At 64.0% G+C, this 13,255-nt stretch carries 9 protein-coding genes; all 9 read right to left on the bottom strand.

The window, feature by feature from the left end:
- Nucleotides 1-596: 596 nt before the first annotated feature.
- The 9 genes from FFI89_RS26865 to FFI89_RS26825 all read right to left on the bottom strand — a co-directional run bounded on the left by FFI89_RS26865 (nt 597) and on the right by FFI89_RS26825 (nt 13,166).
- A complete protein-coding gene (locus FFI89_RS26865) occupies nt 597-1,400 on the bottom strand; it encodes a Cof-type HAD-IIB family hydrolase (RefSeq protein ID WP_138830562.1) in 804 nt (267 codons plus the stop codon).
- A complete protein-coding gene (locus tag FFI89_RS26860) occupies nt 1,397-1,885 on the bottom strand; it encodes a gluconokinase (protein WP_138835742.1) in 489 nt (162 codons plus the stop codon). Before FFI89_RS26860 ends, FFI89_RS26865 begins: the two co-directional genes overlap by 4 nt.
- A gap of 22 nt (nt 1,886-1,907) precedes the next feature.
- On the bottom strand, nt 1,908-2,663 hold the full coding sequence (gene pgl, locus FFI89_RS26855; protein WP_138830561.1) for a 6-phosphogluconolactonase: 756 nt from the start codon (nt 2,661-2,663) through the stop codon (nt 1,908-1,910).
- 3 nt (nt 2,664-2,666) lie between these two features.
- Complete coding sequence (gene zwf, locus FFI89_RS26850) at nt 2,667-4,178, bottom strand: glucose-6-phosphate dehydrogenase (RefSeq protein ID WP_138830560.1); 1,512 nt, start codon at nt 4,176-4,178, stop codon at nt 2,667-2,669.
- 3 nt (nt 4,179-4,181) lie between these two features.
- Nucleotides 4,182-5,177: a phosphogluconate dehydrogenase (NAD(+)-dependent, decarboxylating) gene (gene gnd / locus FFI89_RS26845; RefSeq protein ID WP_138830559.1), complete on the bottom strand. Its 996-nt coding sequence runs from the start codon at nt 5,175-5,177 to the stop codon at nt 4,182-4,184.
- 12 nt (nt 5,178-5,189) lie between these two features.
- Nucleotides 5,190-8,036 (bottom strand): bifunctional transaldolase/phosoglucose isomerase, encoded by a 2,847-nt coding sequence (locus FFI89_RS26840; protein WP_138830558.1) that lies wholly within the window; start codon nt 8,034-8,036, stop codon nt 5,190-5,192.
- A gap of 324 nt (nt 8,037-8,360) precedes the next feature.
- Entirely contained in the window at nt 8,361-9,416 is a 1,056-nt protein-coding gene (locus FFI89_RS26835) for a 2-oxoacid:ferredoxin oxidoreductase subunit beta (protein ID WP_138830557.1), read from the bottom strand.
- A gap of 130 nt (nt 9,417-9,546) precedes the next feature.
- Nucleotides 9,547-11,397, bottom strand: coding sequence for a 2-oxoacid:acceptor oxidoreductase subunit alpha (locus tag FFI89_RS26830; protein WP_168213051.1), 1,851 nt, complete (start codon nt 11,395-11,397; stop codon nt 9,547-9,549).
- Nucleotides 11,367-13,166 (bottom strand): FAD-dependent oxidoreductase, encoded by a 1,800-nt coding sequence (locus tag FFI89_RS26825; protein WP_138830555.1) that lies wholly within the window; start codon nt 13,164-13,166, stop codon nt 11,367-11,369. Before FFI89_RS26825 ends, FFI89_RS26830 begins: the two co-directional genes overlap by 31 nt.
- Nucleotides 13,167-13,255 lie beyond the last annotated feature (89 nt).

The raw sequence follows: 13,255 nt of genomic DNA, 5'->3' as shown, positions 1-13,255 counted from the left end.
GCTTCCGCCGCAACGACTGCGGCACGATCCGCGCGAAGTCTCGGCAGACGGACAAGCCGGCGATGCCGCGGCCAAAATAGCGGGTGATTTGCCTGACGGGATCGCCAAGTCGTGGGTGCCTCCGTCACTGCGAGCCAACGGGTCGCGCGAAATGCGCGCCCGATGACAGGCTCCGCGAAGCAATCCATTTCGTCGCGAGAAGAAAGAATGGATTGCTTCGTCGCTATCGCTCCTCGCAATGACGGCAGGCTGAGCGTTCGCTCGCCCCATCCAAGGGAAAGTGAAGGCCGGTCCGGTCTGCAATTACGTGCAAGCCGGACCGGTCTCCGCGCCTCGGTCCGCCGATGAGTGGTCGCGCGAGCCGGCACTGTGTCTTCGCCGCGACAGGCTCGGGCTGGGAAAGCCTGCTGTCAGGGGAGGATGCGGCGGCGGGTGCCGGCTCGCGCTTGCCGATTCACACCAGATGGAAGTGTGGAGGTCGGCCGACCGATAGGGGCAGGTTTCGTTGAAGGAAGACTTTGTCGTTTCCTCGATTTTTCCTTCGCAGACGCTTGATAAATGCAAAGCCTGCCGAGATCGGGAACAGCGTGACTGCGCTATGTGAGCTTCAGCACGGTCTTCATCGCCGCGGCAAACCCGTCGCGCTCGTTGCTGTCGGTGACATGCGTCGCGTGCTTCTTGACGTCGTCGGTGGCGTTGCCCATCGCGAACGAGACGCCGCTCGTGGCGAACATCGCCAGGTCGTTCTGCATGTCGCCGATGGTGGCGACGGCGTCGGTCGATATGCCAAGCCGTTTGGCCATCGCCGCGACGAAGGTGCCCTTATCGTGACCCGGAGGCGTGACGTCGAGGTAATAGGTCTGCGAGCGAACCGCGGTAGCTTCCGCGCCAACCGCCTGTTGCATCGCCGCCTCGCAGCGCTGCAGCAGCGCGGCGTCCGAACTGGCGCCGACGATCTTGCAGGCGCCGGTCAGATAGGGCGCGAAGTCCGTCACAATGACCGGGTCGTGCTTGATCGCAAGTTTCTCATGCGAAACGTATTCGCCGTCCGGATTGCGCGTCAGCCACTGGTCGTTGGTGAACAGCCAGATATCGGCGCCGAATTCGACAAGCACATCGATACTGCGTTGCGCCGTCGCGGGCGGGATCAAATGCTGTTCGATGGGCTTCAGCTTGGCATCGACGATGGCGCTGCCGTTGAACGCGCCGATCGGCAGGCTGATCGCCAGCGGTTCGATCAGAAAGCCCATTCCGATGGTCGGCCGGCTGGAGACGATGGTGAAGCCGATGCCGGCCGCGTGCAGCTTGCGAACCGCCTCCTTGCTAGCCTCGGTCAGGATCTTGTCCTTGGGCAGCAAGGTACCGTCGACATCGGAAACGACCAGCGAAATGCGGCTCATGGGGCAACCAGTTGGAGTTGGCGGATAATGGCATCGACGATCGCCTCGACCGATGCATCGATCGAAACCGTGATCGGCCGCTCGCTCGCCTGCGGCGGCTCGAGAGTTTGGAACTGGCTGTCGAGCAGCCCGGGCGGCATGAAATGCCCCTTGCGTGCGGCGAGCCGTTTCGCGATCAGGTCCTGGGTGCCGTCGAGGAAGACGATGCGGACGTCGTCGCGGCCGTGCACGAGAATGTCGCGATAGGCGCGCTTCAGCGCCGAGCAGGCGACGACGGCGCGCTGGCTGGCCGCCGCGAGGCGATCGATCTCGGCGGCGATCGCGCGCAGCCATGGCCAGCGGTCTTCGTCGGTGAGCGGGTGGCCCGCGCTCATCTTGGCTACATTGGCCGGCGGGTGAAACAGGTCGCCGTCGACATAATTCCAGCCGATGCGCGCGGCGAGGTGTTCGGCAATCGTGCTCTTGCCCGAGCCGGAGACGCCCATCACCACCAGCGCGAAGGGGGGCTCACTGCCCACGAAAATCCTCCGGAAGCGCCGCCCGGTCGACCAGCCAGACCGTCTCGCCGGCGGAGCCTGCGCGGCCGGCCGGCAGGTCCTCGCCTGCGAGCAGGCGCGTCAAGATTGCGCGCTTGCCGGCGCCCGCGACCTCGAACAGCATTTCGCGGCAAGAGGCGAGCGTAGGCAAGGTGAGGGTAACGCGGGGAACGAACGGCTCGACATTGGCACGCGGCACGCCGACGACCCAGCGCGCGGTCTCCTCAAGTGCGGGATATCCGGGAAATAGCGATGCGGTGTGGCCGTCGGGGCCGACGCCCATCAATACGAGATCGAACAAGGGGCGCTCGTGATCCAGCATCTCCGCGCCATAGAAGGACTTCAGTTCGCCTTCGTAAAGCGCAGCGCTACGGTCGGGATCGGCCGGGTCGGCGGTCGCTGTCGGAATCGGATGGACGTTGGAAGCCGGCGCGCACTGGTCCAGAAACGCCGCGCTCGCCATGCTCATGTTGTTGAGCGGATCGCCCGCCGGAACAAACCGTTCATCGCCGATGAACCAGTGAACGCGCTCCCACGGAATGCGGCTTCGATAGCTGTCGGTGGCGAGCAGCTGATAGAGCTGCTGCGGGCTCGATCCCCCGGTCAGGCAGATCGCCACGCGGCCGCCGTTGGCGGCTATCCGGGCCAGCACACGATCGGCGGCGGCGGTTGCCAAAGCCGCCGGATCGGCAACCCCAATGACGTGTCGGTTGTCGTTCCCGGCCATCGGCTAACCGAGCTTCCGCCAGCTTCGGCCGTCACGTTCCATCAGTTCGTTGGCCTCCTCGGGGCCTTCGCTGCCGGGTTCGTAGACCTTAAGCCCCCTGGCGCCGGCCTTCTTCCAGGCATCGAGGAACGGTTGCACGGCCTGCCAGCCGGCTTCCACGCTGTCGGCGCGCTGAAACAGGATGTTGTCGCCGATCATGCAGTCATAGATCAGCGTCTCGTAGCCGGTCGACGGCTCGGTCTTGAAGTAATCCTTGTAGCGGAACTTCATCTCGACGCCGTCGATGTTGATGTTCGGTCCCGGCACCTTGGTGTTGAACTGCAGTGCGATACCTTCGGTCGGCTCGGTCGAAATGATCAGGTAATTCTGCGACAGCCGGTCCACCGGCGTATCGCGAAACATCGCAAACGGCGCCTGCTTGAACTTGATCGCGATTTCGGTGCGCTTGACGCCGAGCGCCTTGCCGGTGCGGAGATAGAAGGGCACGCCGGCCCAGCGCCAATTGTCGATGGTCAGCTTGAGTGCGGCATAGGTTTCCGTGTTGCTTCCGGGCTTGACGTCGGGAGTCTTGCGATAATCGTCGATTTCGGTATCGCCGACCCTGCCGGCGCGATATTGCCCGCGCACCGAATTGCGCAGCGCCTCTTCCTCGGTCTGGGTCTGGACCGCCGCCAGCACCTCGGCTTTCTCCGAACGCACCGCATGGGCATCGAACTTCGCGGGCGGCTCCATCGCGACCAGCGATAGCAATTGAAAGAGATGGTTCGGCACCATGTCGCGCAGCGCGCCGGTCACGTCGTAGAAGCTGCCGCGGTGACCGACGCCGATCTTCTCGTCGACCGTGATCTGGATATGGTCGATATGGTTGCGATTCCAGATCGGCTCGAACATGCCGTTGGCAAAGCGCAGCACCAGGATGTTCTGGACGGTTTCCTTGCCGAGATAATGGTCGATCCGGTAGATCTGGTGCTCGTCGACGATCTTCAAGAGTTCGCTGTTGAGCTCCCTCGCCGAGGCAAGGTCGGTACCGAACGGTTTTTCGATCACCAGCCGCCGCCAGGAACCGTTTTCCGCCAGCATGCCGGTGCGGCCGAGCTCGCGGCTGATCGGCAGGAACGCGTTCGGCGGCGTCGCCAGATAAAACAGCCGGTTGCCGCCGGTCTGCCGCGAGGCTTCCAGCTCGTCGAGCTGCTTGTTCATCGCATCGAACGAGGCCGGGTCTTTCGGATCGGCCTCGATGCAGGTGACGCATGCCAGCAGGCGCTGGGCGATGGCGTCGTCCACCGCGCGGGTGGCGTACCGGTGCAGTCCCTTCATCAGGCCGTCGCGCAGTTCGCCGCTCGACATGCCCTTGCGGGCAATGCCGACCACGCAGAATTTATCCGGCAGCAGGTGGTTGGCAGCGAGGTTATAAAGGGCGGGGATTACCAGCCGGTGCGCGAGGTCTCCGGTGACGCCGAAGATCACGAACGAGCAGGGATCGGGCCTGGTTTGTGCTGCCTTACCGACCGCCATGCATCACGCCTTTGAGCCCGGCTTCTTCGGCGGCTCCCTGTGGCCGCCGAAGCCTGCGCGCATCGCCGAGAGGATTTTTTCCGCAAAAGTATGATCCTTGCGCGAGCGGAAGCGCGCATAGAGCGCCGCCGTCAGCACTTCCGCCGGCACCGCCTCGTCGATCGCGGCATTGACGGTCCATCGCCCTTCGCCGGAATCCTCGACGAAGCCGGAGTAATTATCCAGCGTCTGGTTTTCCGCGAGCGCGGATGACGTCAGGTCGAGCAGCCAGGACGGGATCACGCTGCCGCGCCGCCACACTTCGGCTATGTCGGCGATATCCAGGTCGAAGCGATGTTCCGGCGGCAGCGCCTCGATATTGGCGTTCTTCAGAATGTCGAAGCCTTCGGCGTAGGCCTGCATCAGGCCATATTCGATGCCGTTGTGGATCATCTTGACGAAGTGCCCGGCGCCGACCGGGCCGGCGTGGATGTAGCCCTGTTCGATGCGCGGGTCGCGCTTCTCGCGGCCGGGCGTCAACGGAATGTCGCCGATCCCCGGCGCCAGCGTCCTGAAGATCGGATCGAGCCGGTCGACCACCGCCTTGTCGCCGCCGATCATCATGCAATAGCCGCGCTCGATGCCCCAGACGCCGCCGCTGGTGCCGACGTCGAGGTAATGCAGGCCGCTCTCTTTCAGCGTCTTGCCGCGGCGGACGTCGTCCTGCCAGAACGTATTGCCGCCGTCGATGATGACGTCGCCGGGCTGCATCAGTTTTGCCAGCGCTTCGATCGTCGCCTCGGTGATCTTGCCGGCCGGCAGCATCACCCAGGCGGTGCGCGGCTTCTTGAGCTTGGCGACGAAATCTTCCAGCGACGAAGCTCCGCTGGCGCCCTCGGCGGCGAGGCCGGCGACGGCCTTGGCGTCCTTGTCGTAGACCACCGCGGTGTGGCCGTTCTTCATCAGCCGGCGGACGATGTTGCCGCCCATCCGGCCGAGGCCGATCATGCCGAGTTGCATTCGCTTGCTTTCCTAATTGACTGCTTCCGAGATCGCGGCGTCCAGTGCAGCGAGCGCCGGTCCGATCTCGCCCTTGAGATGGACGCGCAGCGCGCGCCGGCCGCGCTCGGTGAGCACGTCGAAATCGCCGCGGGCCTGCGCCGCCTGGATGATACCGAAGCTTGCCTTCTGGCCCGGCACCTTCAAGTCCTTGGCGTCATCGGCCGTGATCTGCAGGAACACCCCGCTGTCGGGACCGCCCTTGTAGGCCTGGCCGGTCGAATGCAGGAAGCGCGGGCCGAACTCGGCGCAGGTCGCGACGTGGCGCTCGTCGCGCACGGCGAGCCGCATCTTCTGCAAGCTCCCGATCGAGCCGGGGTCGCGCGCGATATAGGCCAGCAACGCCACATAGTCGCCGCTCCCGGAGCGGGAGAGATGGGCCTTGATCCAGGAGCCGAGGCTGCCATTGGCGCCGGCCCTGCGCAGTGCCGCCGCATTGGCGTCATCGGTATAGAGATCGGCTTCGGCAGAACTCATCACCGGCGTCTCGGCGGGCAACTTGCCGGTCTTTTCGAACGCGCCGGTCAATTCGCGGGTCTTGATCTTGGCGGCTTCGACGTCGGGCTGGTTGAACGGGTTGATGCCGAGGATGGCGCCGGCCACCGCGGTCGCCATTTCGAAACGGAAGAACTCCTGGCCGAGATGGTCGATCGACTTCATCACGATGCGGACCACAGGATGACCGGCGGCCTCGAGCGCGGCGAGCCTGCCGTCATGCGAGGCGTCGTCGTCGCCTTCGACGCGGATGTCGATGAAGAAGCGGTCGCCGCCGTAGGCCTCGGGCGTTCCGAGCGGCTCGCCATCGATCGGGATCAGGCCCTTGCCGTCCTTGCCGGTGGATTCGGCAATCAACTGCTCGGCCCAGGCGCCGAAATCGGCGATCTTGCTCGACGAGGAAATCGTCACCTTGTCAACGCCTTCGAGCCCGGCGAGGCCGAGCGCCAGCCCGAGCTGCACGCCGGGATTTTCCTGGGGCGGCACGTCGGCGCCGCAGGAGCGCACCATCGCCAGCGTATGCGCGATCAGGCTCCTGACGTCGATGCCGGCGGCAGCGGCCGGCACCAGTCCGAACGGCGACAGCACGGAATAGCGCCCGCCGATGGTGGGATCGCCGTGGAAAATGCGCGCAAAGCCCTGTTTGATGGCGACCTTCTCCAGCGACGATCCGGGATCGGTCACGGCGATGAAACGATGTCCGGCTTTATCCTTGCCGATGGTCTTGGCGACGCGATCGAAGAAATAATCCTTCATCACGTTCGGCTCGGTGGTACCGCCGGATTTGCTGGAAACGATGAACAGGGTGTGAGCGAGATCGACGGAGGCCTCCATCGCCCGCACCTGCGCGGGATCGGTGGAGTCGAGCACGTGCAGCTTCGGAAAGCCGGACTTCGTGGGGAATGTTTCCGCCAGCACTTCGGGACCGAGGCTCGATCCGCCCATCCCGAGCACCACGGCATCGCTGAAATTCTGTCCCTTCACGCGCCGGGAAAAGTCCTCGTAGTCGGCGACGTCGGCCGCGGCCGGGCTGCTCAGCCAGCCGAGCCACTTGTTCTCGTCGTCACCGGTCCAGACCGACTTGTCCTTGTGCCAGAGCCGGCGGATCGTGGCGTGCACGCGCCAATCCTCGGTGCTCTTCTCGACGGCCTTCTTGATGCCGTCGCCGAGCGCGAAGTGCGCCGCGTCGATACCGCCGCCGAGCGAGGCCGCGCGCTTGTGCGCGACCGCGCCGTACAGCTTGTCGGCGGCGTCGGCGAACTGCTTGACGCCATCCTTGACCAGCTCGGCCGTGATGGCATCGAGCGAGATGCCGGATTTATCGAGCTCTTCCAGCACGCGGCGGGCGTCCTCGATGTTTTCCTCGAGGCTGTCGCGCACTTTACCGTGGTCGCGGAACGCGTCGAGCGTTGCCGGCGGTACAGTGTTGATGGTGTTGGGACCGATCAATTCCTCGACATAGAGGACGTCGCTGTAGTCCTTGTTCTTGGTGCCGGTGGAAGCCCACAACAGCCGCTGCGGCTTGGCGCCCTTGGCGGCGAGCTTGTCCCAGCGGGAGCCTGCGAACAGGCGCTTGTAATCCTGATAGGCGATCTTCGCATTGGCGATCGCGACCTTGCCCTTCAGCGCGCTCAGCCGTTCCTTCTCGCTGGGGTCGTTGGCTTTGGCGATCTTCTCGTCGAGCTGCTTGTCGACCGCCGAGTCGATCCGGCTGACGAAGAAGGAGGCGACACTGGCGACATGGGAGGGATCGCCGCCCTTGGCGACGTATTTCTCGAGGCCGGCAATATAAGCCTCCGCGACCTCACGATAGACCTTCTGCGAGAACAGCAGCGTGATGTTGATGCTGATGCCTTCGCCGATCAGCTGCTCGATCGCGGGCAGGCCTTCCGGCGTCGCCGGCACCTTGACCATCAAATTCTTGCGTTTGACGTCGTTCCAGAGCCGCTCGGCCTCGGCGATGGTCCCCTTGGTGTCCATCGCCAGATAGGGCGAAACCTCCAGGCTGACGAACCCGTCATCGCCTTTCAGTTGGTCGTAGACCGAGCGCAGTACGTCGGCCGCGTGCTGGATATCCTCGACCGCCAGCGCCTCGAACAGGTCGGCGACCGGGCGGTCGCCCTTCTTCAGCGCCTGGCCGATCGAGGCGTCATACTCGTCCGAACTGCCGATCGCCTTCTCGAAGATCGAGGGATTCGAGGTGACGCCCTTGACGCCATCGGTATCGATCAGCGCCTTGAGGTCGCCCTTGGCGATGAAGCCGCGGGCAAGGAAGTCGAGCCAAACGGCCTGACCATGGTTTTCGAGGGCTTTGACGGGATTCATGATGCCTGTTCTGTTCGGTCGGTCGATTTCCGGGTTCCCGGCAGCTTTCGGCTGCGAGGGTGGAAAGTCAACATTTGGTTCGGCATGTCGCCGTTGGGAAGGGCTCTATCCGTCGTGATAACGCAATAGGCACCGGATCGATCCCCCGGGGGAGGTTGATCCCCGAGCGTCGCTTCAATCCTGCACAATTTTGTGACGGCAGTGCGCCCGCAATCAGGGCCGCAAATAAAGATAAGCCCGCGATTGCAGCGCTGCGATCCGGCCACGCCGCCTCTTTCGGCGGCAATGAAACCCGGCGGCAGATCCTTCAGCCCGACATTCGGCTCAGCGCAGGCTGGCGTTGATCTTTTCCAGCGCCGAGGTGCCGGGGCAGAGATCGCCGGCATCCAGCGTGTTCAGCGGCCGCTCGATGGTGTCGAGATGGGCGTGCATATCCTCCGAGTCCGGATCGACATACAACAGCCCGGTGACCACCTGGCCCTTGGCGGCGTGCTTCTGCAGGAAGGTCATGGCCGCCAGCCGGTCGTTGGGGTCGTAGTCGGCGTCGATCTTGCGCAGCGCCAGCCGGGTGCCGTCGTGCTGCTCCACCACCTGCACCGAACCCGGGGCGTAATCGACGGTGATCGGGTCGCGGCCGGTGATGACGTCGAGGCGGTTCACGGCGTCGTTGTGTTCGCGGACGTAGTCAAAACTCTTGGTCGAGCCAGCGTGGTTGTTGAAGGCGATGCAGGGGCTGATGACGTCGATGAAGGACGCGCCCTTGTGGCGGATCGCGGCGGCGATCAGCGGCACCAGCTGGGTCTTGTCGCCGGAGAAGCTGCGCGCCACGAAGGTTGCGCCGAGCTGCAGCGCGATCGCCACCAGGTCGATCGCGTTGTCGGTGTTCATCACGCCCTTCTTGGATTTCGAGCCGCGGTCGGCGGTGGCCGAAAATTGTCCCTTGGTCAGGCCGTACACGCCGTTGTTCTCGACGATGTAGGTCATGTTGACGCCGCGGCGGATCGAATGCGCGAACTGGCCGAAGCCGATCGAGGCACTGTCGCCGTCGCCGGAGACGCCGAGATAGATCAGGTCGCGGTTGGCGAGGTTGGCGCCGGTCAAAACCGACGGCATGCGGCCATGCACCGAGTTGAAGCCGTGCGAGTTGCCGAGGAAATAGTCCGGCGTCTTCGACGAGCAGCCGATACCGGAAATTTTCGCGACGCGATGCGGCTCGATCGACAGCTCGTAGCAGGCCTCGATGATCGAGGCGGTGATCGAGTCGTGGCCGCAACCGGCGCAAAGGGTCGAGACCTTGCCCTCGTAGTCGCGATGGGTGTAGCCGAGATCGTTCTTCGGCAGGCCGGGATGCTGGAACTTCGGCTTTGCAATATAGGTCATGACAACACCTGCGATTCCAGCCGCGTCATGGCCGGGCTTGTCCCGGCCATCCACGTCTTGGCCAGGAAGAAGGAAGTCGTGGATGCCCGGCACAAGGCCGGGTATGACGGCGGAAAGATCACCGGGCAGGTCATGACACGGCCTTGCGGAGAGGGGTCACCTTCAGGTGGTCCTGGTGGTCGCCGATGGCGTTGGCGATGAAGCGCGCGGTGATCGGCGTGCCGTCATAGTGCAGGATCGGCACCAGCCGCACCGGATCGATGCCGTTCTCGTTGACGATCAGCGAACGCAACTGGCCGTCGCGGTTCTGCTCGACCACGTAAACAAAATCGTGGTCGGCAATGAAGCTCGCCACGCTGGAGTGGAACGGGAAGGCGCGGATGCGCATGCGATCGAGCTGGTGCCCGCGCGCTTCCAGGAGCCCGATCGCTTCGTCCATCGCCGGTGAGGTCGAGCCGAAATAGATCACGCCGTATTTGGTCGGCTTGGCGGCGTTGGCCTGCAACGGCCGCGGCACCATGTCCTGCGCGGTTTCGAACTTGCGCACCAGCCGCTGCATATTGTCGGCGTAGACGGCGCCTTCTTCCGAATAGCGTGCGTAGCGGTCGCGCGAGGTGCCGCGGGTGAAGAACGAGCCCTTGGTCGGATGCGTGCCCGGATAGGTGCGGTAGGGAATGCCGTCGCCGTCGACGTCGAGATAGCGGCCGAAGTCGCGGCCGGGTTCGTCGAGCATCTCGGCCGTCATCACCTTGCCGCGGTCGTATTGCCGCGCGTCGTCCCACTTCAGCGGACGGCACAGCCGGTGATTCATGCCGATGTCGAGGTCGAGCATCAGGAAGATCATGGTCTGCAGCCGTTCGGCGAGGTCGAACGACTGCGCGGCGAATTCGAACGCCTCGGCGGGATCTTCCGGGAACAGCAGGACATGCTTGGTGTCGCCGTGCGACGCGTAGGCGCAGGCTATGATGTCGCATTGCTGGGTCCGTGTCGGCATGCCGGTCGAAGGACCGGCGCGCTGAATGTTCATGATCACGGCCGGAATTTCCGCGAAGTAGGAAAGCCCGATGAATTCCGTCATCAGCGAGATGCCGGGACCGGAGGTCGCGGTGAAGGCGCGCGCGCCGTTCCAGGAGGCGCCGATCACGATGCCGATCGACGCCAGTTCGTCTTCGCCCTGAACGATGGCGTATTTCGCCTTGCCTGTTTCAGGGTCGTGCCGCAGCTTCTTGCAGTGGCTCGTGAAGGCCTCCGCTACCGACGACGACGGTGTGATCGGATACCAGGCGCAGACGGTGGCGCCCCCGTAGACGGCGCCGAGCGCCGCGGCGCTGTTGCCTTCCATGAAAATGCGGTCGCCGACCTTGTCGGCCTTCTTGACCCGGAGCCCGATCGGGCATTTCAGGTTCTGCAGCGCCCAGTCGCGGCCGAGTGCCAGCGCGTGGACGTTGGAGGAGAGCAGCTTTTCCTTGCCCTTGTACTGCTCGCTGAACAATTGCTCGGTCAGCTTCGGGTCCATGTCGAGCAGCGCGCAGAGCGCGCCGAGATAGATGATGTTCTTGAACAGCTGGCGCTGGCGCGGATCGGTGTAGGTCGAGTTGGTGATCGCGGTCAGCGGCACGCCGATCACGGTGATGTCGGCGCGGAATTTCGACGACGGCATCGGCTTGGTCGAATCGTAGAACAGGTAGCCGCCGGGCTCGATCGAGGCGACGTCCTTGTCCCAGGTCTGCGGGTTCATCGCCACCATCATGTCGACGCCGCCGCGGGCGCCGAGGTGGCCGTCTTCGGTCACCCGCACCTCGTACCAGGTCGGAAGGCCCTGGATGTTGGAGGGGAAGATGTTGCGTGGGCTAACCGGCACGCCGTGGCGCAGGATCGAACGCGCGAACAGCTCGTTGGCGCTCGCCGACCCCGAGCCGTTGACGTTGGCGAACCGGACGACGAAATCGTTTACGCTGCTGATCGGGCTTTGGACGGACATGATGTTCCCGCGTGAGTCATATCGATGAGGTATTTCTGCATGTCCCAGGCACCGGTGGGACAACGTTCGGCGCACAGCCCGCAATGCAGGCAGACGTCTTCGTCCTTGATCATGACACGCCCGGTCTTGAGGCCGTCGGCGACATAGAGCGCCTGGTCGTGGTGCGGCGAGGGCGCCTTCAGCCGCTGCCGCAGATCGTCTTCCTCGCCGTTGTCGGTGAAGGTGATGCAATCCATCGGGCAGATGTCGACGCAGGCGTCGCATTCGATGCAGGCCGGCGCCGAGAACACCGTCTGGATGTCGCAGTTCAGGCAGCGTTGCGCCTCGCCCAGCGCCAACTTGACGTCATAGCCGAGTTCGACCTCGGTGCGGATGTCTTTCAGCGCGATCACCTTGTCGCGATGCGGCACCTTGTAGCGATGGTCGACCGAGACGTCGTTGTCGTAGCTCCACTCGTGGATGCCCATCTTCTGCGACGAGACATGCACTTCGGGAAGCGGACGCTCCTTGATGTCCTCGCCGGACAGCATCTTGTGGATCGACAGCGCGGCGTCGTGGCCGTGCGCGACCGCCCAGATGATGTTCTTCGGGCCGAACGCCGCGTCGCCGCCGAAGAACACCTTCGGATTGGTCGAGGCGAAGGTCGTCTGGTCGACCTGCGGCATGTTCCACTTGTCGAATTCGATGCCGCAGTCGCGCTCGATCCAGGGGAAGGCGTTCTCCTGGCCGACCGCGACCAGCACGTCGTCGCAGGGGATGGTCTGGTCCGGTTCGCCCGAAGGCACCAGGTTGCGGCGGCCCTTGGCGTCGTATTCGGCCTTCACCTTCTGGAAGGTGACGCCGGTGAGCTTGCCGTTCTCATGGGTGAAGGCAACCGGCACCATGTAGTTGAGGATCGGAATGTCCTCATGGAGAGCGTCTTCCTTCTCCCAGGGCGAGGCCTTCATTTCCTCGAAGCCGGAACGGACGACCACCTTGACCTGTTCGCCGCCGAGGCGGCGCGCGGTGCGGCAGCAATCCATCGCGGTGTTGCCGCCGCCGAGCACGATGACCCGCTTGCCGATCTTCTCGACATGGCCGAACGACACCGAGGCCAGCCATTCGATGCCGACATAGATGTTGGCGGCGGCTTCCTTGCGGCCGGGAATCTCGAGCTCGCGGCCGCGCGGGGCGCCGGAGCCGACGAAGATGGCGTCGTAATTTTCAGCCAGCAGCTTTTTCAGGCTGTCGATGCGATGGCCACCCTTGAACTCGACGCCGAGGTTGAGAACGTAATCGGTCTCCTCGTCGATGACGGAATCCGGCAGCCGGAATTTCGGAATCTGGCTGCGCATCATGCCGCCGGCCTTGGGATCGGCGTCGAACACGGTGCAGTGATAACCGAGCGGCGCGAGGTCGCGGGCGACCGTGAGCGAGGCGGGACCACCGCCGACCAGCGCGATGCGCTTACCGTTCTTCGCCTGCGGCTTCGGCATGCGATGATTGACGTCGTCCTTGAAGTCGGCGGCGACGCGCTTCAGCCGGCAGATCGCAACCGGCGTTTCCTCGACGCGGCCACGGCGGCAGGCGGGTTCGCACGGACGATCGCAGGTGCGTCCCAGAATTCCGGGAAACACATTCGATTTCCAGTTGATCATATAGGCGTCGCTATAACGCCCCTCTGCAATCAACCGGATGTATTCGGGAACTGGCGTGTGAGCGGGGCAGGCCCATTGGCAATCGACCACTTTGTGAAAGTAGTCCGGCGCCGAGATGTCAGTCGGTTTCATTCCTACCTTATCCGCGCCAACGATTGAAACGCGGCCTTATTTTGCCTGCGAACGCTTAGATGGCGTTCTTGTGGTTTTTGAATTGGATC

The sequence above is a fragment of the Bradyrhizobium sp. KBS0727 genome, from assembly GCF_005937885.2.
Taxonomy (GTDB): Bacteria; Pseudomonadota; Alphaproteobacteria; order Rhizobiales; family Xanthobacteraceae; genus Bradyrhizobium.
The sequence above is the reverse complement of the archived record's forward strand: the minus strand, read 5'-3'. Positions and strand labels throughout refer to the sequence as shown.